This window comes from Jannaschia formosa, from assembly GCF_003340555.1.
Taxonomy (GTDB): domain Bacteria; phylum Pseudomonadota; class Alphaproteobacteria; order Rhodobacterales; family Rhodobacteraceae; genus Jannaschia; species Jannaschia formosa.
In genome coordinates, this window is sequence record NZ_QPLJ01000003.1 from 108,006 (window position 1) to 133,970 (window position 25,965).

Here is a 25,965-nt window from a genome sequence, read left to right on the forward strand (position 1 = left end):
ACTATTCCGGAAAATGCGAGACGACGATGAACATCACCGTGCCGACCAGCGTGACGATGAAGCTGTAGGTGAAGAGCGCGATGGCGAAGGGCTGCATCAGCATGACGACGCCCAGTGCGATCAGCACCGTCGCGACCATCTCCATCGGGCCGCGGCGCAGCCAGCGGGGCCAGCGCCCGTCGGAATGACCCTTGCCGCCGAGGCGCGGGGCCGGGGGGGCGAAGCGGCCCTGATCGTCCTCGGGCGGGACGCCGCCATAGCCGAGGCCGTGGCCCTCGCGCGCGGTGGGGTTGCGGTCGGTCATTTGCGGACGGCTCCGAAGGTGATCCCCCGCAGCAGGTGCTTCCTGAGGACGATGGTGAAGATCATCACCGGCAGCAGGAACAGCGTCGCCCCCGCCGCGACCGCCGGCCAGTCGAGCCCCCCGACCCCGATGATCGTCGGGATGAAGGGCGGCGCCGTCTGCGCCGTGGCCGAGGTCAGCAGCACCGCGAAGGCGTATTCGTTCCAGGCGAAGATCAGGCAGAAGATCGCGGTCGAGGCGATGCCCGTCGCCGCCTGCGGCAGCACGACCTTGTAGAAGGCCTGGAACCGCGTGTAGCCGTCGATCAGGGCCGCTTCCTCGTATTCGCGGGGTATCTCGTCGATGAAGCCCTTCAGAAGCCATACGGCGAGCGAGATGTTCACCGCCGTGTAGAGCAGGATCATCCCCAGATGCGTGTCCGACAGCCCGAGTTGCCGGTACATCAGGAAGATCGGGATCGCGACGGCGATGGGCGGCATCATCCGCGTGGACAGGATGAAGAACAGCAGATCGTCGGCCAGCGGGATGCGGAAGCGCGAGAAGGCATAGGCCGCCAGCGTGCCGAGGAAGATCGACAGGAAGGTCGAGCCGAAGCCGATGATGATCGAGTTGAGAAAGCGCTCGCCGAACTTCGACGGGCCGGCGATGACCATGTCGTACTGGCGCACGATCGCGTCGTACCAGGTCTCGGGCGGGCCAAGCGCCTCCAGGTCCTCGGGCGTGACCCGGGTGCGGGTCGTGAAGAGGTTGACGTAGCCCTCGAGCGTCGGATCGAACACGACCTTCGGCGGATAGGAGATGGCATCGGCGGGCGACTTGAAGCCGGTCAGGATGATCCAGACCAGGGGGACCATCGTGATCAGGGCATAGGCGATGACCAGGACGGCGGCGACGGTCTTGGACTTCTGCGACGGCTCGGTGACGGAGTAGCTGCTCATCCTAGCGTTCCTTCACCTTGTTGAGGGCCTTCACGTAGATGCTCGCCAGCCCGAACACGGTCACGAAGAGGATGATCGCATAGGCCGAGGCATAGCCCGTGCGCCATTTCTCGAAGGCCTCGCGCTTCAGGTCGATCGAGGTCAGCGTGGTGACGTTGCCCGGTCCGCCCCCGGTCAACTGCACCACCAGGTCGAACATCTTGAAGTTCTCGATCCCCCGGAACAGCACCGCGAGCATCAGGAAGGGCAGCACCATCGGGATGGTGATGGTGAAGAACTGCCGCCACTGCGAGGCGCGGTCGATCTCGGCCGCCTCGTAGATGTAATCGGGGATCGAGCGCAGGCCCGCGAGGCAGATCAGCATCACGAAAGGCGTCCACATCCAGGTGTCTACGATGACGATGGACCAGGGCGCCAGGTCGACCGATCCCAGCATGTCGAAGCTCGACGCGTTCTGCCCGGTCAGGAAGGCGATGACGTAATTGAAGAGGCCGATCTGCGGCTGGTAGAGGAAGGACCAGAAATTGCCGACCACGGCGGGACTCAGCATCATCGGCAGGACGATGATCGTGGTCCAGAGGTCGTTGCCCTTGAACTTGCGGTTGATCAGCCAGGCCAGCGCGAAGCCAAGGATCACCTGCAGCGCGATGGTCCAGATCAGGAAATGCGCGGTCGCCTGCATCGACAGCCAGACGTCCGAGTCTGTCAGGATGCGCTCGTAGTTGCGCAGGCCGACCCACTCCACCTCCCGGCCCTGGCGGTTGGCGCGGAAGTCGGTGAAGCTGAGCCGGATCGTCCAGATCAGCGGAAAGATGTTGATCGCCAGCAGCAGGAAGATCGTCGGCGCCACGAAGATCCACGCGATGGCGCGATCCGAGAGACCTCGCACCTTGCGCGCGACCCGGGGCGGCGTGGCACGGGCGGCCTTGTCAGCAATCGAGTCGGACATGCGGTCTCCGGTCGCGCGGGCGCGGTGGGTCGACGGGGCGGGCGGGAACCGCCGCCGGAGCTTCCGGCGGCGGGAAATCCTCGGGTCAGGCCCGAGGAGGATGCGGGGTCAGAGCTTGCCGTCGTCCTCGAAGACCTCGGTCCAGTCCTCGATCAGCATGTCCAGCGCCTCCTGCGCGGTGCCCTGGTCGGCGACCACGTAGTTGTGGATGCGCTCCTGCATGGCGAGCAGCAGCTCGGCATAGGTCGGCTCCTGCCAGAAGTCCTGGACGGCATTCATCGCTTCGAGGAAGTCGCCGGCGAAGGGCTGGCTCTCGATGAAGGACGGATCTTCAAGCACGGACTTGTGCACGGCGTAGCCGCCGAGGTCCCACCAGCGCTGCTGCACCTCGGGCTGCGCGAACCACTTGATGTATTCCAGCGCCGCGTCCTGCTTGTCGCTGTAGGAGACGACCGAGATCCCCTGCCCGCCCAGCGTCGAGGCGTCCTTGTTCTGCGGCGGGTTGACGAAGAAGTCGATCTTCTCGCCGCCGATGTCCGGGTCCGCGAAGAGGCCCGGGAAGAAGGCGAACCAGTTCATCGCCATCGCCACCTGCCCCGATTTGAACGCGTCGAGCGACTCGCCCATGTAGGAGTTGGTGTAGCCCGGGGGCGTGCAGCACTCGTAGAGCTCCTTGTAGAACTCCAGCGCCTCGACGGCCTCGGCGGAGTTGACGGCGCCGACCATGTCGTAGCTGCCCGGCTCGTTCTCGTACTGGAAGCCCCAGGCATAGAGCGCGCCGGTCACGCCCATCGTGATCCCTTCGGACCCGCGCTCGGTGAAGATCGAGACGCCGTACCGCTCCTGCCCGTCGATCTCCCGGCCCTGGAAGAACTTGGCGATCTGCATCAATTCCTTCTGTGACTCCGGCTCGCGCAGGGCCTGGCCGGTCTCGGCCTCGTAGGCTGCCATGATCTCGGGATCGGTGAACCAGTCCTTGCGGTAGAACCAGCCGTTGGCGTCGCCCATTGCGGGCAGCGCGTAATAGTTCTCGGTGCCCTTGGGCCAGGTCGAATAGGCATAGACGGCCGCGTCGGCGAAATCGTCCATGCTGATGCCCTCGGCATCGAAGAAGTCGTTCAGCTTGACGTAATGGCCGTTCTCGGCGCCGCCGCCGATCCACTGGCTGTCGCCGATCAGAAGGTCGCAGAGCTTGCCGCCCGAGTTGAGCTCGTTCAGCATCCGGTCGGCGAAGTTGGGCCAGGGCACGAACTCGAAGTTCATGGTGTGGCCGGACTGCGCCTCGAAATCCTTCGACAGCTCGACCAGCGCGTTGGCCGGGTCCCAGGCGGCCCAGCAGAGCGTCAGATCTTCGGCGGCGGCGGTGCCGCCCCAGGTCGCCCCGGCAAGCGCCAGGGCACTGGCGGAGGCCAGCTTGAACGTCTTCATGTTTATCCTCCCGTTGGCATCACGCGACCCGGCTCCTCTCCGAATCGGCTGCTGACCCGACGGTAATTGAGGCACGTGCCTCACGTCTAGGGTTTTGTTCGCCGCCCAATGCGCGCGGCCATCTGTCCGGCAGGGCTTGCATCTCCGGGCGCCCGCTTCTATGTAGCGTCCAACAGCGGTGCCTTCGGGCTCCACCGACACTTCCAGCGGGCCGCACGGCCCGCTTTTTCGTTTCCGGGGACAGCAATGTCGGATCTCATCGCCAAGACGGCCATGGACAAGCGCCTGGCCGAGATCGTGACGCCCATCGTCGAGGACATGGGCTATGAACTCGTGCGCCTGCGCCTGATGTCCGGCAAGACCGCGACGCTGCAGATCATGGCCGACCTGCCCCAGGGCGGGATCGAGGTCGACGCCCTGGCCGCGATCAGCACGGAGCTGTCCGCCAATCTCGACGTCGAGGACCCGATCGAGGGCGAATACACGCTCGAGGTCTCCTCCCCCGGCATCGACCGGCCGCTGACCCGGCTCAAGGATTTCGACGTCTGGGAAGGCTACGAGGCCCGGATCGAGACGACGGACCTGATCGACGGCCAGCGCCGCTTCAAGGGGACGCTGATGGGAACCGAGGGCGACGAGGTCCTGATCGAGATCGAGCAGGGCAGCGAGACGCCGGTGATCGGTCTCAAGTTCGACTGGCTGAGCGACGCCAAGCTGATCCTCACCGACGAGCTGATCCGCGACGTGCTGAAGGCGCGCAAGGACGACGGTCGGATCGACGAGACCCAATTCGACGAAGTGAAGACTCTCATGGACGGTGAGGAGGACTGACGATGGCGATTACATCCGCCAACCAGCTGGAATTGCTGCAGATCGCCGACGCGGTCGCGCGCGAGAAGATGATCGACCCCGGCCTCGTGGTCGAGGCGATGGAAGACAGCCTCGCCCGGGCCGCCAAGTCCCGCTACGGCGCCGACATGGACGTGCAGGTCTCGATCGATCGCAAGACCGGCCAGGCCACCTTCACCCGCGTCCGCACCATCACCGACGAAGAGCTGATCGAGAACGAGAAGGCGGAGATGACCGCCAAGGCCGCCGCCGACACGGTGCGCAGCCAGGGCGGCGCCGTCTTCGTGACCCGGCGCAAGATCCCGATCTGGGGCGAAGAGGGCAAGAAGGTCGGCGAGAAGGAGGTCCGCGCCTTCTACCTGATGAAGCCCGGCGACAAGGACGCCAAGCGCATGGAAGGCGTCGACCAGCAGACGCCGCCGCAGCTAGGCGACGTGCTCGTTGACGTTATCCCGCCCGTCGACATGGGCCGCATCGCCGCGCAGTCCGCCAAGCAGGTCATCCTGCAGAAGGTCCGCGAGGCCGAGCGCGACCGCCAGTACGAGGAATTCAAGGACCGCGCCGGGACCATCATCAACGGCCTCGTCAAGCGCGAGGAATACGGCAACATCATCATCGACATCGGCGCCGGCGAAGCCGTGCTGCGCCGCAACGAGAAGATCGGGCGCGAGGCCTACCGTCCCGGCGACCGCATCCGCGTCTACATCAAGGACGTGCGGCGCGAGCAGCGCGGCCCGCAGATCTTCCTGTCGCGCACCTCGCCCGAGTTCATGAAGAAGCTGTTCGAGATGGAGGTCCCCGAGATCTACGACGGCGTCATCGAGATCAAGGCCTGCGCCCGCGATCCGGGCAGCCGCGCCAAGATCGCCGTGATCTCCTACGACAGCTCGATCGACCCGGTCGGCGCCTGCGTCGGCATGCGGGGCAGCCGCGTGCAGGCCGTCGTGAACGAGCTTCAGGGCGAGAAGATCGACATCATCCCCTGGAACGAGGACGCGCCCACCTTCCTCGTGAACGCGCTTCAGCCCGCCGAGGTGACGAAGGTCGTCCTCGACGACGAGAACGAGCGGATCGAGGTCGTCGTCCCCGAGGAGCAGCTGAGCCTCGCCATCGGCCGGCGCGGCCAGAACGTGCGTCTGGCGTCGCAACTGACCGGGCTCGACATCGACATCCTCACCGAGGAGGAGGAGTCGAAGCGCCGCCAGGCCGAGTTCGAGGTCCGCACCAGGCTCTTCATGGACACGCTCGACCTCGACGAGTTCTTCGCCCAGCTTCTCGTCTCCGAAGGCTTCACCAATCTCGAAGAGGTCGCCTATGTTGAGACCGACGAGCTTCTGGTGATCGACGGCGTCGACGAGGACACGGCGGCCGAGCTTCAGGCCCGCGCCCGCGACTACCTCGAGGCGCAGAACGCCAAGGCTCTGGAAGCCGCGCGCGAGAACGGGCTCCAGGACGATCTCGCCTCCTTCGAGGGGCTGACGCCGCAGATGCTGGAGGCGCTGACCAAGGACGGCGTCACCTCGCTGGAGGATTTCGCCACCTGCGCTGACTGGGAACTGGCCGGCGGCTGGACCGTCGAGAACGGCGAGCGCACGAAGGACGACGGCCTGCTGGAGCCCTTCGGCATCACCCTGGAGGAAGCGCAGGACCTGATCATGACCGCGCGCGTGATGCTCGGCTGGGTCTCGCCCGAGGATGCGCTCGGCCAGGCCGAGGACGACGCCGAGACAGAGGAGGCCGGGGCGTGATCGCCCCGGATCGTTTCCTTGACCCGCGGTGGCAGGACGAAAGACCGCAGCGAGCCTGAGCGCCGCTGCATCGTGACCGGCGAGACCGGCCCCAAGGAGGGGCTGGTCCGCTTCGTCGTCGGACCCGACGACATGGTCTATCCCGACGTGGCCGGCAAGCTGCCGGGCCGTGGCATCTACGTGACCGCGACGCGCGAGGCCTTGGAAAAGGCCGTCGCCAAGCGCATATTCTCCAAAGGGGCCAAGAGACAGGTCGGCGTACCCGACGGATTGGTGGCCCTGGTCGAGACGGCGCTCCTGCGACGGGTGCAGGACATGCTGGCGATGGCCCGGAAGGCGGGCCAGGCGATCACGGGATACGAGAAGGTCAAGACCGCCCTCGCCTTTGAGGACATGCGCGTCCTGCTCCAGGCCTCCGACGGGTCGGAGCGGGGCAAGGGCAAGTTGTCGACGCCCGAAGGCGGCAAGTGGATCGGATTCCTGACGGCGGACGAGCTGGGACAGGCCTTCGCCCGCGACCGGGTCATCCATGCGGCGGTGGCCGCTGGAACCTTGGCGGAACGTATTGTAGAGGAAGCCGCAAGGCTTCAGGGCATCAGACACGACGGCGGCAAACCGGCTGCCGAGAAGGATATCGGGAACGCATGAGCGATACGGACGGAAAGAAACCCCTCGGCCTCTCCGGAGGCGCCCGCAGTGGACAGGTGAAGCAGAGCTTCGCCCGCGGACGCACGAAGAACGTCGTGGTGGAGACCAAGCGCAAGCGCGTGCAGGTCCCAAAGCCGCAGGCGCAGAGCGCCGCGGCCGTGAACGCGCAGGGCGGCAAGGCCGCCGGCACCACCGACGCGGAGATGGAGCGTCGCCTCAGGGCATTGCAGGCCGCCAAGGCCCGCGAGGCCGAGGATAACGAACGCCGTGCCCGCGAGGAGCGCGAGGCCGAGGAGGCCCGCGCCCGTCGCCGCGAGGAGATCGAGGCCAAGGCCCGCGAGGAGAAGGAGCGCGAAGAGCTGCTCCGCCAGAAGGCCGAGGAGGACGAGCGTCGCAAGCGCGAGGCTCAGGAAGAGAAGGAAAGGCCCGCCGAACCCGTGGCCGCCGAGGCCCAGCCCGCGCCGGAGCGGCAGCGCAATCTCGGCCCCGACGCCAAGCCCGGCGGCGAGAAGCGCCGCCGCAGCGACGACGAGGGTGGCAAGCCCAAGGGCGGCGGCGAACGGCGCGGCGGCAAGCTGACCGTGAACCAGGCGCTGCGCGGCGGCGAAGGCGGGCGCACGCGCTCGCTGGCCTCCATGCGTCGCAAGCAGGAGCGGCAGCGCCGCGGCGGCGGCGACTCGGGTCCGCAGGAGAAGGTGGTCCGTACCGTCCAGCTTCCCGAGACCATCGTCGTCTCGGAGCTGGCGAACCGCATGACCGAGCGTGTGGCCTCCGTGGTCAAGGCGCTGATGCAGAACGGCATGATGGTCACGCAGAACCAGGTGATCGACGCCGACACCGCCGAGCTCATCATCGAGGAGTTCGGGCACAAGGTGCAGCGCGTCTCGGAATCCGATGTCGAGCAGGCCATCGAGGTCGAGGCGGACAGGCCCGAGGACCTCAAGGACCGCGCGCCCGTCATCACGATCATGGGCCATGTCGACCACGGCAAGACCTCGCTTCTGGACGCGATCCGCAAGACCAAGGTCGTCGCGGGCGAGGCCGGCGGCATCACCCAGCACATCGGCGCCTATCAGGTCGAGGTGAACGGCAAGAAGCTCAGCTTCCTCGACACGCCGGGCCACGCGGCCTTCACCTCGATGCGCGCCCGTGGCGCGCAGGTGACCGATATCGTGGTTCTGGTCGTGGCCGCCGATGACGCGGTCATGCCGCAGACGATCGAGGCCATCAACCACGCCAAGGCGGCGGGCGTCCCGATGATCGTTGCGATCAACAAGGTCGACCTGCCGGCGGCGGACCCGAACCGGGTACGCACGGCCCTGCTTCAGCACGAGGTCGTCGTCGAGGAGATGTCGGGCGACGTGCAGGACGTCGAGGTCTCGGCTCATACGGGCAAGGGCCTGCCGGAGCTTCTGGAAGCCATCGCGCTTCAGGCCGAGATCCTGGAGCTGAAGGCCAACCCGGACCGCGCGGCGCAGGGCGCCGTCATCGAGGCGCAGCTCGACGTGGGCCGCGGCCCGGTCGCGACCGTCCTCGTGCAGAACGGCACGCTCAAGCGCGGCGACATCTTCGTCGTGGGCGAGCAGTGGGGCAAGGTGCGCGCCCTGGTCGACGATACCGGCCGGCGCGTGGACGAGGCCGGCCCGTCGGTCCCGGTCGAGGTGCTGGGCCTCAACGGCACGCCCGAGGCGGGCGACGTTCTGAACGTCGTCCGGACCGAGTCCGAGGCGCGCGAGATCGCCGCCTACCGCGAGCAGGCCGCCAAGGACAAGCGCGCGGCGGCGGGTGCGGCGACGACGCTGGACCAGTTGCTGGCCAAGGCCAAGGACGACAAGAACGTCTCGGAGCTGCCCATCGTGGTGAAGGCCGACGTTCAGGGCTCGGCCGAGGCCATCGTCCAGGCGATGGAGAAGATCGGCAACGAAGAGGTGCGCGTCCGCGTGCTCCATTACGGGGTCGGCGCGATCACCGAATCGGATATCGGTCTCGCCGAAGCCTCGGGCGCGCCGGTCATCGGCTTCAACGTCCGCGCCAACGCGCCCGCGCGCGCGGCGGCCAACCAGAAGGGCGTGGAGATCCGCTACTACTCGGTGATCTACGACCTCGTGGACGACGTGAAGGCGGCCGCTTCGGGCCTGCTCTCGGCCGAGGTTCGCGAGAACTTCATCGGCTATGCCGAGATCCGCGAGACCTTCCGCGTCACCGGCGTCGGCAACGTCGCGGGCTGCCTCGTGACCGAGGGCGTGGCCCGCCGGTCCGCCGGGGTGCGCCTGCTGCGCGACAACACGGTGGTCCACGAGGGCACGCTGAAGACGCTCAAGCGCTTCAAGGACGAGGTGAAGGAAGTCGTCTCCGGCCAGGAATGCGGCATGGCCTTCGAGAACTACGACGACATCCGCGTCGGCGACGTCATCGAGATCTTCGAGCGGGAGGAGGTCGAGCGCTCGCTCACCTGATTCCCCCGTCACGAGACATGGAAAAGGGCGCCTGCGGGCGCCCTTTTTCGTGCCTGGCCGGTGTGAGTCGGGATCACCTCACCGCGTCATGGTCGAGTCAGGCCCGGGGATGCCGGCGCAGCGGAAACACCTCCGTGCGCCAGCGGAACACCCGGGAACGGGCCTATCTCGGCGGCCGCGCCATGAAGATCGGGTGCGGCTGGAACGGCTTGCCCTTGATCGGGGTCGCCTTGCTGGCCCGCTGGGTCGACTGGACGGGCTCCCGCTTCAGCGGCGGCGTCATCTGCGCCACCCTCGGGGATCCGGCCGCGGTTCCGGCGTCAGCCCCGGCGGCGGCCATGGCCGGCGCGGGCTTCGCGGCAGGCATGACGGCGGGCTTCGCCGCAGGCATGGCCACAGGCTTCGCCGCCTCCATCTGCGCGGTCGCCCGCAGCGGCGGCATTGGCTCCCGCATGGCGTGGGAATAGACCGCGGCCTGCGTGCGGGCGCGGTGCGTCTCCTCCTGCAGCAGGCGGATACTGGCCAGCGTGTCCAGCGTCGCGTTCAGATGCACGCCCCGCATCACCAGCCCCAAGCCCAGCAGGGCCACGACGAGGCCCGGCGCCAGCCCGACCAGCCAGCCCGCCTCCGGCAGGCCCGGCAGGCCCCCGGTCAGCACCGCCAGCCCCACGAGGCCCAGCCCCGCGATCACGCCGCCTGTTCCGATTATCGTCGCGATGGCCGCCATTCGCTCTGCCATCACGCTCCGGTCCGTTCGATCTGCCATCTGCCGTCCCTCTTGTTTTTCTTCTTGATGACCGCGCCGCGCCCGATCCCGCAACAGCAAAAAGCCGGCCCCACCGGGGCCGGCCAATTTTCCGCCGAAGCGTGACCTTGAATCAGGCGGGATCCTGCGCCTTGCGGCGCGACTTGACCGGCGCCCAGATCCGCTTGTTGGTCAGGTAGAGAAGCACCGACAGCACCGTCAGCATGATGACGGCGGTCAGCCCCATCTGCTTGCGCGCGGCCAGCTTCGGCTCGGCGGTCCACATCAGGAAGGCCGAGACGTCCTTGGCGACGCTCTCGATGTCGTTGGGCGAGCCGTCGTCGAAGTCGACGTCCTCACCGTAGATCGGCGGCGCCATCGAGATCCAGCCGCCCGGGAAGGCGGTGTTCTCGTAGAGGATGGTGCCCGCCACCTCCTGCTCCTCGCCGGTATAGCCGAGCAGCAGCGAGGTGATGTATTCCGGGCCGCCCATCCCCTTGAAGATCTGGTTGAGGCCCAGGTTGTAGGGGCCGTGGAACCCCGCCCGCGCCTTCGCCATCAGCGACAGGTCAGGCGCGCCGACCGCGGTCACCGCCGGGAAGTGGTCGGTGGGCAGCGCGGTGCGGAAGTCGCCTTCGCCGAAGTTCAGCGTCGGGTCCCAGACCTCGAAGGTCTCGGTGTAGGCCTTCATCTGCTCTTCCGAGAAGCCCGGCCCGCCCTCGTCCGCGAGGGTGCGGAAGGGGACGTATTGCAGGCCGTGGCAGGACGCGCAGACCTGCGTGTAGACCTTCAGGCCGCGCTGCAGCTGGATCGGGTCGTAGGTCCCGGTCAGCCCCTCGAAGGGGAAGTCGTAGTTGTAGACTTCCCCGGCGGACCCGGCCGCGAAGACGGGACCTGCCGAAAGGGCCAGGACGGCGAGGGATTTGGTAAAGATGTTCATGATGTCCCTCACTCCGCCGGCGATGCGGCTTTCTCACCGGGCAGGCGCATGCCCGTCCCGTCGGCGCCCCCCGCGCCGTAATGGGCGGCGAACTCCTCCTCGATCGTGGCCGGGCGCGGCAGCGGCTTCTCGAAGACGCCGAGCAGCGGCAGGATCACCAGGAAGTAGGCGAACCAGTAGGCCGAGCCGAGCAGCGAGAGCGAGCCCCACGGTTCCTCGGCGGGCATGGAGCCGAGCCACATCAGGAAGAAGAAGTCGACGACCAGCAGCCAGTACCACCACTTGAACATCGGGCGATACCGGCCCGAGCGGACCGACGACGTGTCGAGCCAGGGCGCGAACGCCATGACCGCGATCGCGCCGAACATGGCGAGCACGCCGAAGAAGGCCGCATCGATGATCCCGCCCGAGATCCAGCTGAAGAACATCACGATCCAGACGTCGGAGGTGAAGGCGCGCAGGATCGCGTAGAAGGGCAGGAAGTACCATTCGGGCACGATATGGGCCGGCGTCGCCAGGGCGTTCGCCTCGATGTAGTTGTCCGGGTGGCCCAGGTAGTTCGGCATGAAGCCGACCACCGCGAAGAAGACCAGCAGGATCACGGCCAGCGCGAACAGGTCCTTGATCACGAAGTAGGGCCAGAACGGCAGCGTGTCCGCCTCCGCCTCGGCCTTCGAGGTGCGGCGCACCTCGACCCCGGTCGGGTTGCTGTTGCCGGTGTGGTGGAAGGCCCAGATCTTCATGATCGTCAGGCCGAGGATCAGGAACGGCATCAGGTAGTGCAGCGAGAAGAAGCGGTTCAGCGTGGGGTTGCCCACAGCGGGTCCGCCCAGCAGCCAGGTCTGCAGCGGCTCGCCGATGAACGGGATGGCGCCGAAGAGGCCGGTGATCACGGTCGCGCCCCAGAAGGACATCTGACCCCAAGGCAGGACGTAGCCCATGAAGGCGGTGCCCATCATCAGCAGGTAGATGACGATACCCAGGATCCAGGTCAGCTCCCGCGGGGCCTTGTAGGACCCGTAGTAGAGGTTGCGGAAGATATGCGCGTAGACCGCGACGAAGAACAGCGAGGCGCCGTTCTGGTGGATGTAGCGCAGGGCCCAGCCGCCGTTCACGTTGCGCATGATGTGCTCGACCGAGGCGAAGGCCAGGTCGACATGCGGCGTGTAGTGCATGACCAGCACGATGCCGGTGACGATCTGCAGCACCAGCGTGAAGGACAGGATGATGCCCCAGATCCACATCCAGTTGAGGTTCTTCGGGGTGCGAATCATCAGCGTGTTGTAGAGCAGGCTGATGATCGGCAGCCGGGTCTCGACCCACTTCTCGCCCTTGGTGGACGGGGTATAGGTGTCGTGGGGAATACCAGACATGTGTCTCTCCTCAGCCCAGGGTCACGGTCGTCCCGTCGAAGACGACGGGCGGAATCGGAAGGTTGCGGGGCGCCGGGCCGCGCCGGACACGGCCGGACACGTCGTAATGCGACCCGTGGCAGGGGCAGAACCAGCCGCCGAAATCGCCGGCGCCGTCGCCGAGGGGCACGCAGCCCAGATGGGTGCAGACGCCCATCATCACGAGCCATTCACGGTTTTCGCCGATCGCGCGATTCTCGTCCAGCGCCGGGGCGGCGCCGTCGATATTGGCATTGTTCGCAAGCGGGTCCGGCAGCGCCTCGATGTCGATCTGCGCGATGGCCTCGAGGATCTCTTCCTCGGTGCGACGGCGGATGAAGACCGGCTTGCCCAGCCACAGGGCGGTGATCTGCGTCCCCGGCTCCACGCCCGAGACGTCGACGTCGATCGAGGCCAGGGCCTGCACGTCCGCCGAGGGGTTCATCTGGTTTACAAGCGGCCAGACCGCGGCGCCCGTCGCGACGATCCCTGCGCCAGCGGTGGCGTAGTAGAGGAAGTCGCGCCGGGTGCCCTCGTGATGATCGTCTGCATGTGCCACGTTGAGGCGTCTCCCCTGCTTGGGTGGGCGGTCCCGCCCGATTGCGCTGCGGCCGCCGCGTGCGGCGCCGCCATGTCCAGAGGCCCTTACCCCAATCGGGATACGGAATTCCAGCGGACAATCCACCGCAGCATCGTCCCTTCGTCGGAGCGCGATCTAGGCCCGGCCCGCGTCCCGTCATCGGGCTGCGACCGCGCGCCGCTCCCTACAGGGGGCGCGTCATGTCGCGGTGGGGAATGCCCGCATCGTCGTAGACCGGCCCCTCCGCCACAAAGCCCAGACGCTCGTAGAAGCCAAGCGCCTCGGTCTGCGCGCCCAGCAGCGCCGTCCCGAAACCCATCGCCCGCAGCTCCTCCATCACGTGGCGCATCAGCCGCGCGCCAAGGCCCCGGCCGCGGGCGCGGGCCAGCACCGCGACCCGCTGGATCTTGGCCACCTCGCCCAGCGGCATGACGCGCAGGGTCGCGACCGGCCCCTCGGCATCGGTCATCAGCCAGTGCAGGCAGTCCGGGTCCGCGCCGTCCACCTCGTCGGCGAGCGACACGCCCTGCTCGCGCATGAAGACCTCCGCCCGGATGGCGAGCGCGGCCTCGAGGTCCGTGACGCGGGCGATCCCGCTCATGCAGGCCGGGTCGCGTCCATCGCAGGCCGCGCGGCGAAGCGCTCGGCCCAGGCGGCGAGCGACGGGCGCCCCGGCCGCCAGTCGCGGTCGCCATGACGGAGGTCGAGATAGCCCAGCGCGCAGCCCATCGCGATCTGCGCGGCGTTCAGCGGCCCTTCCAGCAGCGGCATCGACCGGTCCTCGGCCGCGTCCAGCGAGCGCGTGACCTTCGTCCATTGCGCGTCCATCAGCGGCTGGTGCCACTTCTCCTCGGGGCGCAGGCGCTTCTCGTAGACGATGGCCAGCGCCGCCTCGAGGATCGCGTCTGCATTCGCCTCCAGCGCCAGCACCTCCCAGAGCCGGCTCTCGGGATAGAGCTTCCCCCCGCCGATCGCGTCGAGATAGCGCGTGATGACCCGGCTGTCGTAGAGCGCGGGTCCGTCGTCGCGGATCAGGCAGGGGATCTTGCCCGAGGGATTCGCGGCGTTCAGGTCGGCATCGCCGCCCAGCGGGTTCGCGGTCACGGTGCGGACCTCGACATCGGTCTGGCCGAGCTCCAGCAGGGTGACGCGGCACTTGCGCGCGAAGGGCGAGGCGGGGGAGCTGAGAAGCTGCATCGGGGTCTCCGGGAATGTGGTCGCGGCGACGCTAGCCGCGGCGCCCGCCGGAGGGAAGCGCCCCGGTCAGCCGTCCCGCATCAGCGCGGCCAGCGCACCAAGCTCCGACCCGACCCCCTGCCCCACCGCCCCGGCGGCGCGCAGGCGGACGTCGTCGGGCTTGTTCTGGCCCAGCTTCCAGGTCGCGTCGGTCTCGATCCCTTCAAGCCGGCAGGGCACGATCTGGCGCATCATCCGCTCCAGCACCTCGGGCGTCATCTTTGCCGTGGTCCAGGGCGCCTTGCCCTCGAGCCGTGCCTCGAACCCGGCGCTCTGCCGGTCGAGCATGTCGCGCATCGCGTCCTCCGGCAGCCGCACCAGCCGCCCGCGCAGATGCGCGGCGACATAGTTCCAGGTCGGCACCTGGTCGGGCACCCCGTACCAGTCCGGCGAGACGTAGCCGTCCGGCCCCGAAACGGCGATCACCGCCGCGCAGGGCAGGCAGGCGAGGATCGGGTTGGAGCGGACGAGGTGCAGATCCGCCGACCGCCCGTCCTCCGCCAGAAGGAACGGAATATGCGACAGCAGCGGCCCGGGTTCGGCGTTCACGGCAAGCGTGCCGAAGGACCGCGCGCGGACGAAGTCCAGCGTGCGGGGCTCGGGGACGCGGCGGAAGGCGGGGTTCGGATGCATGGTCCCGGCATGCCCTTGGGCTAGGTCGCAGGCAACGGAGGAATTGCATGCTGTCAGATCTTTCCACCCCCGTCGTCGCCGCGATCTTCGTCGCCGCGGCCGTCGTCGTGTTCCTCGTCTCGCTGCGGATCACCCGGCTGGCCGACGTCATCGCCGACCGCACCGGCATCGGCGAGGCGCTGGCGGGTGGTCTGCTTCTGGGCGCGGCAACCTCGCTCTCCGGCCTCACGGTCTCGGCGACGGCGGCCTGGTCCGGCGACGCAAGCCTCGCCATCGCGAACGGCGTGGGCGGCATCGCGGCGCAGACCGCCTTCCTCGCCGCCGCCGACATCGCCCTCCGCAAGGCCAATCTGGAACATGCCGCGGCCGAGCCCGCGAACCTGTTCCAAGCCGCGCTGCTGATGACGCTTCTGACCCTGCCGATTCTGGCCTTCGCCCTGCCCGCGCAGTCGGTCTTCGGCGTCCATCCGGCCAGCGTGATGATGGCCGTCGCCTATCTCTACGGGGTGCGGGTCGCGTCGCAGGTGCGCGAGACGCCGATGTGGCAGCCGGTGCAGACCTCCGACACCCGCAGCGACGAACCCGAGGACCCGGAGGAGGAGAACCGCAGCGCGCTGAAGCCCGCCCTGGCCTTCGCGGTGCTGGCCGCGATCCTCGGCCTGTCGGGCTGGACGATCGCGCAGACCGCATCCGTGGCGGTCGAGCGGCTGGGCCTGTCCTCGACCGCCGTCGGGGCGCTCGGCACGGCGCTCGTCACCTCCCTGCCGGAACTGGTGACGACCGTGGCCGCGGTCCGGCGCGGGGCGCTCCAACTGGCGGTGGGCGGGATCATCGGCGGCAACACCTTCGACACGATGTTCCTCGTGGTGTCGGACGCGTTCTACCGCGACGGCCCGATTTTCGCGGCGATGGCGCGCGAGGACCTGTTCTGGCTCGCCGTCGGCCTGACCATGACCGGAGTGCTGACCGCGGGCCTGATCCGGCGAGAGCGGCGCGGTCCCGGCGGCATCGGGGTCGAGACGGTCACGCTTCTCGCGCTCTATGGCGGCGCGGTCGTCGTCCAGTCTCGCCTGATGTGAGGCCCGGCGCCGACACGGCTTGCAACTGCCGGGCGGCGGACGCAATTTGCCCGAATGGCCGAAGCCCTCGCCTTCCCCCCCGACCGTCTGCGGTCGGCCATCCTCCTGCGCGTGCTGGCCGCCGCAATGGGAACCGGCATCGGCATCTGCATCCACGGCGCCAGCAAGGCGGGGGCGACGACGGGCCAGGTCGTGCTGCTGCGCGCGGCGCTCTCGATCCCGATCCTGCTTCTCTGGGTCTCCGTCTCGGGGCCGCTGAAGGCGGCGCTGCCTAACAGCACGCGAGCGCATCTGATGCGCGGCCTTCTGGGCGGAACGGTGATGGTCCTGAACTTCTATGCGCTGGGCCAGCTGCCGGTCACCCATGCGCAGACGATCTCCTACCTGACGCCGATCCTCGCCGTGCCCGCCGCCGTGATCCTGCTGGGTGAGCGGCTCAGCGTGAAGGCGGTGCTGGCCGTGTCGCTGGGCTTCGCCGGGATGATCGCGATGCTCTACACCACGGCGGCCAATCCCGACTGGGGCTGGGCGGAGCTGTCAGGCATGATCGCCGGGCTCTGCTCGGCGATGGTGATGGCGCTGCTGCGGGTGATGATCCGCAAGATGACGCTGACCGAGACGACCAGTTCGATCGCGATCTCCTTTGCCCTGATCGCCAGCTGCGTCGGGCTGGTCGCCGTGGCCTTCACCGGCTGGACGCCGATGACCGGGGAGCTCTGGGCCTGGCTCGCCGCGGCGGGCCTGTTCGGCGCGGCGACCCACATCACCGCGACCGAGGCGGCGCGCCGCGCGCCCATCGGCGCGCTGGCGGCCTACGACTATACCGGCCTCGTCTTCGCCGTGGCGCTCGACTTCCTGCTGTTCTCGAACCTGCCGGGTCCCTGGGCCTGGCTCGGCATCGCGCTGATCGTCGGCGCGGGCGGGCTGGCCGCCTGGACGCCGCGCCCCGAGGGCACCTGGCTGCGTCTCAAGTAGGGGCGCGGCGCCCGGGCATCAGGGCAGCAGCACCGCGTCGATCACATGGATCGTCCCGTTCGAGGCGACGACATCCGGCGTCGTCACCGTCGCCCCGCCGACATGCACCGCGCCGCCCCGCCCGTTCACGCGCAGCGGCCGGCCGTTCACCGTCGGGATCGTCCCACGCGCGCCCAGCAGCGACGAGGCAGGATAGTTCGCGGGCGCGACGTGATAGGTCAGGATCGAGGTCAGCCGGTCGCGGTTCTCTGGCAGCAGCAGGCTGTCGAGCGTGCCCGCCGGCAGCGCCGCGAAGGCCGCGTCGGTCGGCGCGAAGACGGTGAAGGGACCCGGACCCTTCAGCGTCTCGACCAGCCCCGCCGCCTCGACGGCGGCCACGAGCATCGTGAGGTCGCCCGCCGCGACAGCGGCATCGACGATGTCGGGCTGGCCCGGCGCGGCGGTGACGCAGCCCGTCAGGGCGGTCATCCCGACGAGGCCCGCGCCGAGCGTCAGCACGCGGCGGCGATCGTAGTAAAGGCTCATGGCAGTTCTCCCGCTTGCGGCCATCTCTGCGGATGACAAGGGCGCACTGCCCCCGCGCACCGGGAACGGTTCACCCGGCGGCGGTCACGGCTGTGTGAGCGGGCTCCGCCACGAGCCGCATGCCGTCGGTTCCCGCGATCCGGGCGGCGACGATCCGGCCCTCCGGCTGGTCGCTGTCGAAGGTCACCTCGGCGAACTGCGCCGTGCGGCCCATCCGCGGGCTCTCCATCAGCACCGCATGGCGCTTCCCGACCTGCGCCGACAGGTGGCGGGCGGCGGCGGCCTCCCCGGCGGCGCGCAGCCGCGCGGCGCGATCGCGAACGACCCGCCCGTCGAGTTGCGGCATCCGCGCGGCAGGCGTGCCCTCGCGCGGCGAATAGGGGAAGACGTGCAGCCAGGTCAGGTCGCAGGCCTCCACCAGCGACAGCGACTCGGCGAAATGCGCTTCGGTCTCGGTCGGGAAGCCTGCAATGATGTCGGCGCCGAAGGTCAGGTCGGGCCGCGCCGCCCGCGCCTCGGCGCAGAAACGGATCGCGTCGGCCCGCAGGTGACGCCGCTTCATCCGCTTCAGGATCAGGTCGGCCCCGTGCTGCAGGCTCAGGTGCAGATGCGGCATCAGCCGCGGCTCCTCGGCGATGCAGCGCAGGAGCGCCTCGTCCACCTCGATCGAGTCGATGCTGCTGATCCGAAGCCGCGGCACGTCCGTCAGCCGCAGGATCCGCGCCACCAGGTCGCCCAGCGGCGGCCGCCCCGGCAGGTCCGCGCCCCAGGAGGTCAGGTCGACCCCGGTCAGCACGATCTCGTTGAAGCCCTTCGCCACCAGCCGGTTGATCTGGTCGACCACCACGCCGGCGGGCACCGAGCGCGAGTTTCCGCGCCCGTAGGGAATGATGCAGAAGGTGCAGCGGTGGTCGCAGCCGTTCTGGACCTGGACATAGGCGCGCGAGCGGGTGCCGAAGCCGTCGATCAGGTGGCCCGCCGTCTCGGTCACGGACATGATGTCGTCGACCTGCACCGGCTCGCTGCCGCCGGTGGCGAGCCCGGCCCAGGTTCCGGCCTGCATCTTCTCGCTGTTGCCGAGGACGTGATCGACCTCAGCCATGGCGGCGAAGGACGCGGGATCGGTCTGCGCGGCGCAGCCGGTGACGATCAGCGTCGCCCCGGGATTGGCGCGGCGCAGGCGGCGGATGTCCTGGCGCGCCTTGCGCACGGCTTCAGCCGTCACGGCGCAGGTGTTTACGATGACGGCGTTCTCCAGCCCCGCACGGCCTGCGAGGTCGCGCATCGCCTCGGCCTCGTAGGCGTTCAGGCGGCAGCCGTGGTTCGACAGGATCGGCCCGCCCGCACGCGCGGGCAAAACGAGATCGTCCTTCATCGCCACACCCCGTCGAAGACATGGGCGGTGGGGCCCGTCATCCAGACCCCGTCCTCGCGCCAGTCGACGGCGATCTCGCCCCCGTCCAGCACCAGCGTCACCGAACGGCCCGTGATCCCCCGCCGCGCGGCGGCGACGGCGACGGCGCAGGAACTGGACCCGCTCGCCAGCGTGATCCCGGCCCCTCGCTCCCAGACCCGCATCCGCAGCCGGTCGGGGCCGATCCGGCTGGCGACCTGGACGTTCGTCCGCTGGGGGTAGAGCGGGTGATGCTCGTGCTCGGCGCCGAAGGCGGGCAGGTCGACGGCCTCTGCATCGGCGACGAAGAAGGTCAGGTGCGGGTTGCCCATGCCTGTCGCCGCCGGGTCGCCCGCGATGGGCAGGTGCAGCGTGCAGACGTCGCGCGCCAGCGGGATCGCGCGCCAGTCGAGGATCGGCTGACCCATGTTGACGGAGGTCAGCTCGCCCTCGGCCCGCGCCTCCAGCACGCCCCTCTCGGTCCGCAGCGTCAGGCGCGCGCGCCCGAGCCGCGCCATCTCCCAGGCCGCGATGCAGCGGGTGGCATTGCCGCAGGCGCCGGCGGTCGATCCGTCGGAGTTCCAGAACAGAAGCTCGACATCCGCCTCGCCGCTCTTTCGGATGACGGCGAGCTGGTCGAAACCCACGCCGCGGTGCCGGTCGCCCATCGCGCGCGCGAGATCGGCACCGACCGCCGGGCTGCCCGCCCGCGCGTCGATCACGACGAAGTCGTTGCCCAGCCCGTGCATCTTCATGAACGGCAGGCCGTCTGGTCCTTGGGTCGCCATCCGCGCCAGATACGTCCCCGCCCGCCAATTTGAAAGGCCCGGCTTGACGGGGGCCGGAGGCGGCGATAGGTGCGCCCCCGGAGAGCCGATAGCTCAGTTGGTAGAGCAACTGACTTTTAATCAGTAGGTCCAGGGTTCGAACCCCTGTCGGCTCACCACTCTCCCGCTTCCATCTCGGCCCGCGACAACGGCGACCGGCCCGCCATGCCGCTTTCCGGCGCCGGCCCCCCATTGCACCCGTTCCTTACCCATGACACCTTTGCTCATGTCACCCGAGACCCTCCCTTCCTGGCCCGACGCCGCCCCCGACCTCATCGCCATCGCCGCCGGTCGCGCTCCTGCCGAGACCGTGATCCGCGGCGGCCGGGTCGTCCTCGTCCACACCCGCGAAGTGCTCGACTGGCAGGTCGCCATCGCCCGGGGCCGCTTCGCCTATGTCGGCCCCGACGCCTCCCACTGCATCGGCCCGGAGACCGAGGTGGTCGAGGCCGATGGCCGCTACCTCATCCCCGGCCTTTGCGACGCGCACATGCATGTCGAATCGGGCATGCTGACCCCGGCCGAGTTCGCCGCCGCCGTGATCCCCCACGGCACGACAACGATGTTCACCGACCCGCACGAAATCGCCAACGTGCTGGGGCTCGGCGGCGTCCGGCTGATGCATGACGAGGCGCGGGGCCTGCCCTGCTCGATGTTCGTGCAGATGCCCTCCTGCGCGCCCTCGGCGCCGGGGCTGGAGACGACGGGGCGCGAGATCGGGCCCGAGGACGTGGCCGAGGCGATGACCTGGCCCGGCATCGTGGGCCTGGGCGAGATGATGAACTTCCCCGGCGTGGCCGCGGGCGATCCGAAGATGCTGGCCGAGATGGCGGCGACGGCGCGGGTCGGCAAGATCATCGGCGGGCACTATGCCTCGCCCGACCTCGGTCCGGCCTTCCACGCCTATGCCGCCGGCGGCCCCGCCGACGACCACGAGGGCACCTGCGAGGCGGACGCCGTCGCCCGCGTGCGCCAGGGGATGCGGTCGATGATGCGGCTCGGCTCCGCCTGGTACGACGTCGAGGCGCAGATCACCGCCGTGACCGAGAAGGGGCTCGACCCCCGCAACTTCATCCTCTGCACCGACGACTGCATGGCGGGCACGCTGGTCCGCGACGGCCACATGGACCGCGTGCTGCGCCACGCCATCGCGACGGGCTGCGATCCGCTGGTCGCGCTGCAGATGGCGACGCTCAACACGGCGACCCATTTCGGCCTCGAGCGCGAGCTCGGCTCGATCGCTCCCGGCCGCCGCGCCGACCTGATCCTGACCTCCTCGCTGACCGAGCTGCCGATCGAGCGCGTCGCGGCGCTGGGACAGTGGGTCGCCCGCGACGGCGAGATGACCGTCCCCTGCCCGCATATCGACTGGCCCGAGCCTGCCCGCGCCACCGTCAACATGGCGCGCGACCTGACCGCCGCCGATTTCGACATCCCCGCCCCCGAGGGCGCGAACGAGGTCCGCGCCCGCGTCATCGGCGTGGTCGAGAACCAGGCCCCGACGAAGGCCCTGAGCCGCGACCTGCCCGTGCGCGACGGCCGGGTCCAGGGCGACGCGCTGACCGGCGGCGACACCTGCCAGATCGCGCTGGTCGAACGCCACCGCGCCACCGGCGCCGTCACCAACGCCTTCGTCGCGGGCTTCGGCTACGACCGGCCGGTGGCGATGGCTTCGACCGTGGCCCATGACAGCCACCACATGATCGTCGTCGGCACCTGCCGCGACCACATGGCCCGGGCCGCCAACCGCCTGCGCGCGCTGGGCGGCGGCGTCACCCTCTTCGCCGAGGGCGAGGAACGCGCGACCGTCCCCCTGCCCATCGCGGGCCTCATGTCCGACAGCCCCGCCGCCGAGGTGGCCGCCCAGGCCGAGGCTCTCATGCAGGCGATGCGCGACGCCGGCTGCACCCTCAACAACGCCTACATGCAGCATTCGCTGCTGGCGCTCGTCGTCATCCCCGAGTTGCGTATCAGCGATATGGGCCTCGTGGACGTGACGAAATTCGAATTGACCGACCTGATCGAGACTTGATGACCCAGCACATTCCCATCTGCGCGCCCGAGGCCGCGGACCATGCCGCTTTCACCGATCCCGCCGCCGCGGTGGCCGAGCTCCGGCGCCTCTACGACGTGGCGACCCGCTTCCTGCGCGACGGCTTTTCCGCCGCCGTCGAGAGCGGGATGCCCGACTGCCGCTACCGCGCCTTCTACCCCGAGATCCGGATTACCACGACGACCTTCGCGCGCACCGACAGCCGCCTCGCCTTCGGCCATGTGCCCGAGCCGGGCCGCTATGCCGCGACGATCACCCGGCCCGATCTCTTCACCCATTACCTGACGCAGCAGATCGACCTGCTGATCCGGTCCCATGACGTGCCGGTGCATGTCGGCTGGTCGCGCACGCCCATCCCGATCCATTTCGCGATGCTGGGCGATGCCGACCTGACCGTGCCGCAGGACGGCGTGCTGCCCTTCCTGATGCGCGACGTCTTCGACGTCCCGGACCTCGAGACGACGAACGACGCCATCGTCAACGGCACCGGCTTCACCTTCCAGGACGGCGCCCGCCCGCTGGCCCCCTTCACCGCGCAGCGCGTGGACTATTCGCTGGCCCGCCTCGCCCATTACACCGCGACCGCGCCGGACGACTTCCAGAACCACGTCCTCTTCACCAACTACCAGTTCTACGTCGATGAGTTCGTCGCCTATGCCCGCGAGGCGCTGCGCGACCCCGACTCGGGCTATGTCGAGCTTGTCGGGCCGATGAACCAGCGCGTCACCCGCGACGATCCGGACGCGCCGATGATCGACCCGCCGAAGATGCCGCAGATGCCGACCTATCACCTGACCCGGAAGGGCAGCGCCGGGATCTCGCTGGTGAATATCGGCGTCGGTCCGTCGAACGCGAAGACGGCGACCGACCACATCGCGGTGCTGCGCCCGCATGTCTGGCTGATGGTCGGGCACTGCGCCGGGCTGCGCAACTCTCAAAGCCTCGGCGATTTCGTCCTTGCCCATGCCTATCTGCGCGAGGATCACGTCCTCGACGACGACCTGCCGATCTGGGTCCCGATCCCGGCGCTGGCCGAGGTGCAGGTCGCGCTCGAGGACGCGGTCGAGAAGGTGACCGAGCTCGAGGGCTACGAACTCAAGCGCATCATGCGCACCGGAACCGTCGCCACGATCGACAACCGGAACTGGGAATTGCGCGAACAGGCAGGCCCCGTTCAGCGCCTCAGCCAGTCCCGCGCCGTCGCGCTCGACATGGAGTCGGCGACCATCGCCGCCAACGGATTCCGCTTCCGCGTCCCCTACGGCACCCTGCTCTGCGTCAGCGACAAGCCGCTCCACGGAGAGCTGAAGCTGCCCGGAATGGCCTCGGCCTTCTATCGCACGCAGGTGAGCCGGCATCTTCTGATCGGGATCAAGGCCATGGAATCTCTCAGGGAAATGCCGCTGGAAAGGCTCCATTCCCGCAAGCTTCGGTCCTTCGAGGAAACCGCCTTCCTCTGATCGGCAGATCGGGGCCGGCCGATGTCGAACCCCGCTCACAATATGTTGTAGGCCCAATGGACATTGGGCTAGGTTGCCCGGGATAAACACGAACCTGCACAGGGAGAGCCGCAAATGGCACAAAAACCGATGACGAAGACGCAGCTTGTCGCCGCCATGGCCGACAGGATGGAGACGGACAAGAAGTCCGCCAGTTCTGCGCTCGACGCGATCACCTCGATCATCACCGAGGAAGTGTCCAACGGCGGGGCGGTCACCCTGCCCGGCATCGGCAAGATCATGTGCCGCGAGCGGCCCAAGCGGATGGTGCGCAACCCCGCCACCGGCGAGCAGTTCGAGAAGGAAGCCGACAAGGTGGTCAAGATGACCATCGCCAAGGCGCTGAAGGATTCCGTCAACGAGTGAGGCCCGCTGCGCACCCGGGACCGAGCTCGAGGGGCGCCGATCCGGCGCCCCTTTTTCGTTTCCGCCGCCTTGCCTTCGCGGCACCGGGGGGCGTATGGGCGCGGCACCCTCCCGACCCGAGCTTCCCCATGGACCTCCGCGCGCTCCTCCTCGGCATCTCCTTCGCGCTGATGTGGTCCTCGGCCTTCAGTTCGGCCCGGATCATCGTCGCCGAGGCCCCCCCGATCCTGTCGCTCTCCCTGCGTTTCGCGATGTCGGGCGCGCTGGGCGTCCTGCTGGCCTATGCGATGGGACAGCGGATGCGGCTGACGGCGGGACAGTGGCGTGCCGTGGTGGTGTTCGGCATCTGCCAGAACGCGCTCTATCTCGGCCTGAACTTCGTCGCGATGCAGTGGATCGAGGCGTCCCTCGCCGCGATCATCGCCTCGGGCCTGCCGCTGCTGGTGGCGCTGGCCAACTGGGTGATCTTCCGCGAGGGCACGCGCGCTCTGGGCGTCGCGGGGCTGGTCGCGGGCACCTTCGGCGTGATGCTCATCATGGGCACCCGGCTTCAGGGCGGGGCCGACCCGCTGGGCATCCTGCTCTGCCTGCTCGGTGTCGCGGCGCTGACGGCGGCCACGCTGTCGGTGCGCGGCGCGTCGGGCGGCGGAAACCTGATGATGGTCGTCGGGCTGCAGATGCTGGTCGGCTCTGCGGCGCTGCTGCCCGTGGGCCTTGCGACCGAGACCTGGGACGTCACATGGACGCCCCGCCTCGTCGCCGCCCTCGCCTACACGACCCTCGTGCCGGGCCTCGCCGCGACCTGGATCTGGTTCCTGCTGGTCGCCCGGATCGGCGCCACCCCGGCCGCGACCTTCCACTTCCTCAACCCGTTCTTCGGCGTCGTCGTCGCCTGGGCGCTTCTGGGCGAGGCGCTGGGCCCGCTGGACGTCGTGGGCGTGGCCGTGGTCACCGGCGGCATCCTCGCCGTGCAGGTCAGCCGGATGCAGACGCGGCGCGGCGCGCCCGTGGCCCCCGCGCAGGCCGCCGGCGCGATGGCCGCCGCGCCGGGCAGGACGTCACCGGAGTAGGCGCGGAGCGGAACGCTCGACAGCGTGGTGGTCCTCTACCCACGGCCCATCAGGGTACTCTCCGACGGTCGGCGACCTCGCGGTCGCGAAGCGCCTCAGCGCTTCTCCGCCTCGTCGAGTCCCTCGAAACTCCTTGCGTCGCTCAGCAGCAGCGCCACCGGGCGCAGGCGTTCCACGCGGGCGAAGCCCACGACCACCGCGATCAGGACGGGCGTCGACAGCAGCGCCCCGGGCAGGCCCCAGATCCAGATGAACAGCAGCAGCGCCGTCAGGATCACCACCGGCGAGATCGAGATCTGCCGTCCCTGCACCCGCGGGTCGACGTAGTTCCCGATCGCCTGCTCGATCACGAACAGCCCGGCTCCGACCATCATCGCAGTGCCGAAATCCTTCGTCAGGAAGGCGTAGATCGCCGGCAGGATCCCCGACACGACCGAGCCGAGATTGGGCACGAAGCTGAGCAGGAACGCCAGGATGCCCCAGACCCACAGCAGGTCGATGCCCCAGGGCCAGAGCCACAGCATGTAGAGCGCCCCGGTCACCAGCCCCAGGCCCGCCCGCACCAGCAGGAAGCGCTGGATCTGCCGGCTTGCCACCCGGGTCGCGCCGGCGATCTCGTCCGCCCGGTCGCCGCCGAACACCTTCGCCAGCCGCTCGCGCCAGTTCGGCCCGTCGATCAGCATGATCAGCGCCAGGAAGATCACCAGCGTCAGCCCGGTGACGGCCGCCGTCGCGAACTGCATCACCGTCAGCGCCGCGCTCGAGGCGAAGCCCGCGAGCCGCGACGCGATCTGCCCGCCCGGATTTTCGAGGAGGGAGCCAAGCCCCGAAGATTCCTCCCCATCCTCCTGCGACGTCTCCTGCCCGGCGCCCGACCCGGCCGCCGCACTCTCGGAGCCCGATGCCCCGCTCTCCAGACCGGACGCGTCCATGCCCGGGATCATCGCCCCGACCGACGGCATTTCCGAAAGCGGCGGGAATTCCGACGCGATCCGCTGAACCGCGAAGAACAACCCCGAGGCGAACAGCACGATCACCACCAGCATCACCAGGAACGCCGCCAGGTGGCCCAGCCAGTCCTGCCCCGTCCGCCGGATCACCCATTGGTGCAGTGGCGCCATCACGACCGCGAGGAACAGCGCCGCGACCACGACCGAGCTGACCGAGGCGGTGGCGTGCAAGGCCCAGCCCACAAGGACGACCGCCACCGCGATGCGCAGGCCGAGGACGGTGCGCGACAGGTCCAGCCCGCTCCCGTCCCGCCGGAAGGGAATCGATCCGTGTTCATTCATGTCAACCTCCGGGTGTCACGACCTGTCCGTGCCGTTGCCTC

The 25,965-nt window shown here is 68.9% G+C and carries 25 protein-coding genes and 1 tRNA gene; 11 read left to right on the plus strand and 15 right to left on the minus strand.

The window, feature by feature from the left end; all coding sequences use genetic code 11:
* Nucleotide 1: 1 nt before the first annotated feature.
* The 4 genes from DR046_RS04900 to DR046_RS04915 all read right to left on the minus strand — a co-directional run bounded on the left by DR046_RS04900 (nucleotide 2) and on the right by DR046_RS04915 (nucleotide 3,619).
* Nucleotides 2-304, minus strand: coding sequence for a hypothetical protein (locus DR046_RS04900; protein ID WP_115380575.1), 303 nt, complete (start codon nucleotides 302-304; stop codon nucleotides 2-4).
* Complete coding sequence (locus tag DR046_RS04905) at nucleotides 301-1,242, minus strand: carbohydrate ABC transporter permease (protein WP_115380577.1); 942 nt, start codon at nucleotides 1,240-1,242, stop codon at nucleotides 301-303. The genes DR046_RS04900 and DR046_RS04905 overlap by 4 nt, the downstream gene beginning before the upstream one ends.
* 1 nt (nucleotide 1,243) lies before the next feature.
* Nucleotides 1,244-2,191: a carbohydrate ABC transporter permease gene (locus DR046_RS04910; protein WP_115380579.1), complete on the minus strand. Its 948-nt coding sequence runs from the start codon at nucleotides 2,189-2,191 to the stop codon at nucleotides 1,244-1,246.
* Nucleotides 2,192-2,299: 108 nt separating this feature from the next.
* On the minus strand, nucleotides 2,300-3,619 hold the full coding sequence (locus DR046_RS04915; RefSeq protein WP_115380581.1) for an ABC transporter substrate-binding protein: 1,320 nt from the start codon (nucleotides 3,617-3,619) through the stop codon (nucleotides 2,300-2,302).
* 246 nt (nucleotides 3,620-3,865) lie between these two features.
* On the opposite strand from DR046_RS04915, the gene rimP reads away from it, so the two are divergent.
* Genes rimP through infB form a run of 4 tightly spaced genes read left to right on the plus strand, consistent with a single transcriptional unit; the run spans nucleotide 3,866 to nucleotide 9,320 of the window.
* On the plus strand, nucleotides 3,866-4,450 hold the full coding sequence (gene rimP, locus DR046_RS04920) for a ribosome maturation factor RimP (RefSeq protein ID WP_115380582.1): 585 nt from the start codon (nucleotides 3,866-3,868) through the stop codon (nucleotides 4,448-4,450).
* Nucleotides 4,451-4,452: 2 nt separating this feature from the next.
* Nucleotides 4,453-6,216: a transcription termination factor NusA gene (gene nusA, locus DR046_RS04925; RefSeq protein WP_115380584.1), complete on the plus strand. Its 1,764-nt coding sequence runs from the start codon at nucleotides 4,453-4,455 to the stop codon at nucleotides 6,214-6,216.
* A gap of 18 nt (nucleotides 6,217-6,234) precedes the next feature.
* Entirely contained in the window at nucleotides 6,235-6,864 is a 630-nt protein-coding gene (locus DR046_RS04930; protein WP_115380586.1) for an RNA-binding protein, read from the plus strand.
* Complete coding sequence (infB, locus tag DR046_RS04935; RefSeq protein WP_115380588.1) at nucleotides 6,861-9,320, plus strand: translation initiation factor IF-2; 2,460 nt, start codon at nucleotides 6,861-6,863, stop codon at nucleotides 9,318-9,320. Before DR046_RS04930 ends, infB begins: the two co-directional genes overlap by 4 nt.
* A gap of 163 nt (nucleotides 9,321-9,483) precedes the next feature.
* On the opposite strand, the gene DR046_RS04940 is transcribed toward infB, so the two are convergent.
* The 7 genes from DR046_RS04940 to DR046_RS04970 all read right to left on the minus strand — a co-directional run bounded on the left by DR046_RS04940 (nucleotide 9,484) and on the right by DR046_RS04970 (nucleotide 14,845).
* Nucleotides 9,484-10,086, minus strand: a complete 603-nt coding sequence (locus DR046_RS04940) for a hypothetical protein (protein ID WP_135227259.1) — start codon at nucleotides 10,084-10,086, stop codon at nucleotides 9,484-9,486.
* Between the two features lie 112 nt (nucleotides 10,087-10,198).
* On the minus strand, nucleotides 10,199-11,005 hold the full coding sequence (locus tag DR046_RS04945; protein WP_115380592.1) for a cytochrome c1: 807 nt from the start codon (nucleotides 11,003-11,005) through the stop codon (nucleotides 10,199-10,201).
* Between the two features lie 8 nt (nucleotides 11,006-11,013).
* A complete protein-coding gene (locus DR046_RS04950; RefSeq protein WP_115380594.1) occupies nucleotides 11,014-12,378 on the minus strand; it encodes a cytochrome b in 1,365 nt (454 codons plus the stop codon).
* A 10-nt stretch (nucleotides 12,379-12,388) separates the two neighbouring features.
* A complete protein-coding gene (petA, locus tag DR046_RS04955; protein ID WP_115380596.1) occupies nucleotides 12,389-12,955 on the minus strand; it encodes a ubiquinol-cytochrome c reductase iron-sulfur subunit in 567 nt (188 codons plus the stop codon).
* A gap of 205 nt (nucleotides 12,956-13,160) precedes the next feature.
* Entirely contained in the window at nucleotides 13,161-13,577 is a 417-nt protein-coding gene (locus DR046_RS04960; RefSeq protein WP_115380598.1) for a GNAT family N-acetyltransferase, read from the minus strand.
* On the minus strand, nucleotides 13,574-14,173 hold the full coding sequence (locus DR046_RS04965) for a glutathione S-transferase (protein WP_115380600.1): 600 nt from the start codon (nucleotides 14,171-14,173) through the stop codon (nucleotides 13,574-13,576). The genes DR046_RS04960 and DR046_RS04965 overlap by 4 nt, the downstream gene beginning before the upstream one ends.
* A 66-nt stretch (nucleotides 14,174-14,239) precedes the next feature.
* The gene (locus tag DR046_RS04970) at nucleotides 14,240-14,845 is read right to left on the minus strand and encodes an FMN-binding negative transcriptional regulator (protein ID WP_115380602.1); all 606 of its coding nucleotides are present in this window, start codon (nucleotides 14,843-14,845) and stop codon (nucleotides 14,240-14,242) included.
* Nucleotides 14,846-14,892: 47 nt separating this feature from the next.
* Between DR046_RS04970 and DR046_RS04975 the strand changes: the two genes are divergently transcribed.
* Nucleotides 14,893-15,924: a sodium:calcium antiporter gene (locus DR046_RS04975; RefSeq protein WP_115380604.1), complete on the plus strand. Its 1,032-nt coding sequence runs from the start codon at nucleotides 14,893-14,895 to the stop codon at nucleotides 15,922-15,924.
* 54 nt (nucleotides 15,925-15,978) lie between these two features.
* Nucleotides 15,979-16,899, plus strand: a complete 921-nt coding sequence (locus tag DR046_RS04980; protein ID WP_115380606.1) for a DMT family transporter — start codon at nucleotides 15,979-15,981, stop codon at nucleotides 16,897-16,899.
* Between the two features lie 18 nt (nucleotides 16,900-16,917).
* On the opposite strand, the gene DR046_RS04985 is transcribed toward DR046_RS04980, so the two are convergent.
* The 3 genes from DR046_RS04985 to dapF all read right to left on the minus strand — a co-directional run bounded on the left by DR046_RS04985 (nucleotide 16,918) and on the right by dapF (nucleotide 19,605).
* Nucleotides 16,918-17,424 carry a fasciclin domain-containing protein gene (locus DR046_RS04985; RefSeq protein WP_167766898.1) on the minus strand — a complete coding sequence of 169 codons (507 nt, stop codon included), beginning with the start codon at nucleotides 17,422-17,424 and terminating at the stop codon, nucleotides 16,918-16,920.
* Between the two features lie 70 nt (nucleotides 17,425-17,494).
* Complete coding sequence (gene mtaB / locus DR046_RS04990; protein ID WP_135227260.1) at nucleotides 17,495-18,799, minus strand: tRNA (N(6)-L-threonylcarbamoyladenosine(37)-C(2))-methylthiotransferase MtaB; 1,305 nt, start codon at nucleotides 18,797-18,799, stop codon at nucleotides 17,495-17,497.
* A complete protein-coding gene (gene dapF, locus DR046_RS04995) occupies nucleotides 18,796-19,605 on the minus strand; it encodes a diaminopimelate epimerase (RefSeq protein ID WP_245190807.1) in 810 nt (269 codons plus the stop codon). The genes mtaB and dapF overlap by 4 nt, the downstream gene beginning before the upstream one ends.
* 82 nt (nucleotides 19,606-19,687) lie before the next feature.
* Between dapF and DR046_RS05000 the strand changes: the two genes are divergently transcribed.
* From DR046_RS05000 to DR046_RS05020, 5 genes are all read left to right on the plus strand, one after another.
* A tRNA-Lys gene (locus DR046_RS05000) sits at nucleotides 19,688-19,763 on the plus strand.
* 107 nt (nucleotides 19,764-19,870) lie between these two features.
* Nucleotides 19,871-21,676, plus strand: coding sequence for an adenine deaminase (locus tag DR046_RS05005; RefSeq protein ID WP_115380612.1), 1,806 nt, complete (start codon nucleotides 19,871-19,873; stop codon nucleotides 21,674-21,676).
* Nucleotides 21,676-23,157 carry an AMP nucleosidase gene (locus tag DR046_RS05010; protein ID WP_115380614.1) on the plus strand — a complete coding sequence of 494 codons (1,482 nt, stop codon included), beginning with the start codon at nucleotides 21,676-21,678 and terminating at the stop codon, nucleotides 23,155-23,157. Before DR046_RS05005 ends, DR046_RS05010 begins: the two co-directional genes overlap by 1 nt.
* A gap of 114 nt (nucleotides 23,158-23,271) precedes the next feature.
* A complete protein-coding gene (locus tag DR046_RS05015) occupies nucleotides 23,272-23,562 on the plus strand; it encodes an HU family DNA-binding protein (RefSeq protein WP_115380616.1) in 291 nt (96 codons plus the stop codon).
* A 128-nt stretch (nucleotides 23,563-23,690) separates the two neighbouring features.
* Complete coding sequence (locus DR046_RS05020) at nucleotides 23,691-24,632, plus strand: DMT family transporter (protein ID WP_115380617.1); 942 nt, start codon at nucleotides 23,691-23,693, stop codon at nucleotides 24,630-24,632.
* Nucleotides 24,633-24,727: 95 nt separating this feature from the next.
* Here the strand turns inward: DR046_RS05020 and DR046_RS05025 are convergent, their stop codons facing one another.
* Nucleotides 24,728-25,924: an AI-2E family transporter gene (locus DR046_RS05025; protein WP_115380619.1), complete on the minus strand. Its 1,197-nt coding sequence runs from the start codon at nucleotides 25,922-25,924 to the stop codon at nucleotides 24,728-24,730.
* Between the last annotated feature and the right edge of the window lie 41 nt (nucleotides 25,925-25,965).

Bases quoted from the DNA above. Each gene is read 5' to 3' on its own strand.
- DR046_RS04900 (WP_115380575.1), bottom strand. From the start codon at position 304: ATGACCGACCGCAACCCCACCGCGCGCGAGGGCCACGGCCTCGGCTAT.
- DR046_RS04905 (WP_115380577.1), bottom strand. From the start codon at position 1,242: ATGAGCAGCTACTCCGTCACCGAGCCGTCGCAGAAGTCCAAGACCGTC.
- DR046_RS04910 (WP_115380579.1), bottom strand. From the start codon at position 2,191: ATGTCCGACTCGATTGCTGACAAGGCCGCCCGTGCCACGCCGCCCCGG.
- DR046_RS04915 (WP_115380581.1), bottom strand. From the start codon at position 3,619: ATGAAGACGTTCAAGCTGGCCTCCGCCAGTGCCCTGGCGCTTGCCGGG.
- rimP (WP_115380582.1), top strand. From the start codon at position 3,866: ATGTCGGATCTCATCGCCAAGACGGCCATGGACAAGCGCCTGGCCGAG.
- nusA (WP_115380584.1), top strand. From the start codon at position 4,453: ATGGCGATTACATCCGCCAACCAGCTGGAATTGCTGCAGATCGCCGAC.
- infB (WP_115380588.1), top strand. From the start codon at position 6,861: ATGAGCGATACGGACGGAAAGAAACCCCTCGGCCTCTCCGGAGGCGCC.
- DR046_RS04940 (WP_135227259.1), bottom strand. From the start codon at position 10,086: ATGGCAGATCGAACGGACCGGAGCGTGATGGCAGAGCGAATGGCGGCC.
- DR046_RS04945 (WP_115380592.1), bottom strand. From the start codon at position 11,005: ATGAACATCTTTACCAAATCCCTCGCCGTCCTGGCCCTTTCGGCAGGT.
- DR046_RS04950 (WP_115380594.1), bottom strand. From the start codon at position 12,378: ATGTCTGGTATTCCCCACGACACCTATACCCCGTCCACCAAGGGCGAG.
- DR046_RS04960 (WP_115380598.1), bottom strand. From the start codon at position 13,577: ATGAGCGGGATCGCCCGCGTCACGGACCTCGAGGCCGCGCTCGCCATC.
- DR046_RS04965 (WP_115380600.1), bottom strand. From the start codon at position 14,173: ATGCAGCTTCTCAGCTCCCCCGCCTCGCCCTTCGCGCGCAAGTGCCGC.
- DR046_RS04970 (WP_115380602.1), bottom strand. From the start codon at position 14,845: ATGCATCCGAACCCCGCCTTCCGCCGCGTCCCCGAGCCCCGCACGCTG.
- DR046_RS04975 (WP_115380604.1), top strand. From the start codon at position 14,893: ATGCTGTCAGATCTTTCCACCCCCGTCGTCGCCGCGATCTTCGTCGCC.
- DR046_RS04980 (WP_115380606.1), top strand. From the start codon at position 15,979: ATGGCCGAAGCCCTCGCCTTCCCCCCCGACCGTCTGCGGTCGGCCATC.
- DR046_RS04985 (WP_167766898.1), bottom strand. From the start codon at position 17,424: ATGAGCCTTTACTACGATCGCCGCCGCGTGCTGACGCTCGGCGCGGGC.
- mtaB (WP_135227260.1), bottom strand. From the start codon at position 18,799: ATGAAGGACGATCTCGTTTTGCCCGCGCGTGCGGGCGGGCCGATCCTG.
- dapF (WP_245190807.1), bottom strand. From the start codon at position 19,605: ATGGCGACCCAAGGACCAGACGGCCTGCCGTTCATGAAGATGCACGGG.
- DR046_RS05005 (WP_115380612.1), top strand. From the start codon at position 19,871: ATGTCACCCGAGACCCTCCCTTCCTGGCCCGACGCCGCCCCCGACCTC.
- DR046_RS05010 (WP_115380614.1), top strand. From the start codon at position 21,676: ATGACCCAGCACATTCCCATCTGCGCGCCCGAGGCCGCGGACCATGCC.
- DR046_RS05015 (WP_115380616.1), top strand. From the start codon at position 23,272: ATGGCACAAAAACCGATGACGAAGACGCAGCTTGTCGCCGCCATGGCC.
- DR046_RS05020 (WP_115380617.1), top strand. From the start codon at position 23,691: ATGGACCTCCGCGCGCTCCTCCTCGGCATCTCCTTCGCGCTGATGTGG.
- DR046_RS05025 (WP_115380619.1), bottom strand. From the start codon at position 25,924: ATGAATGAACACGGATCGATTCCCTTCCGGCGGGACGGGAGCGGGCTG.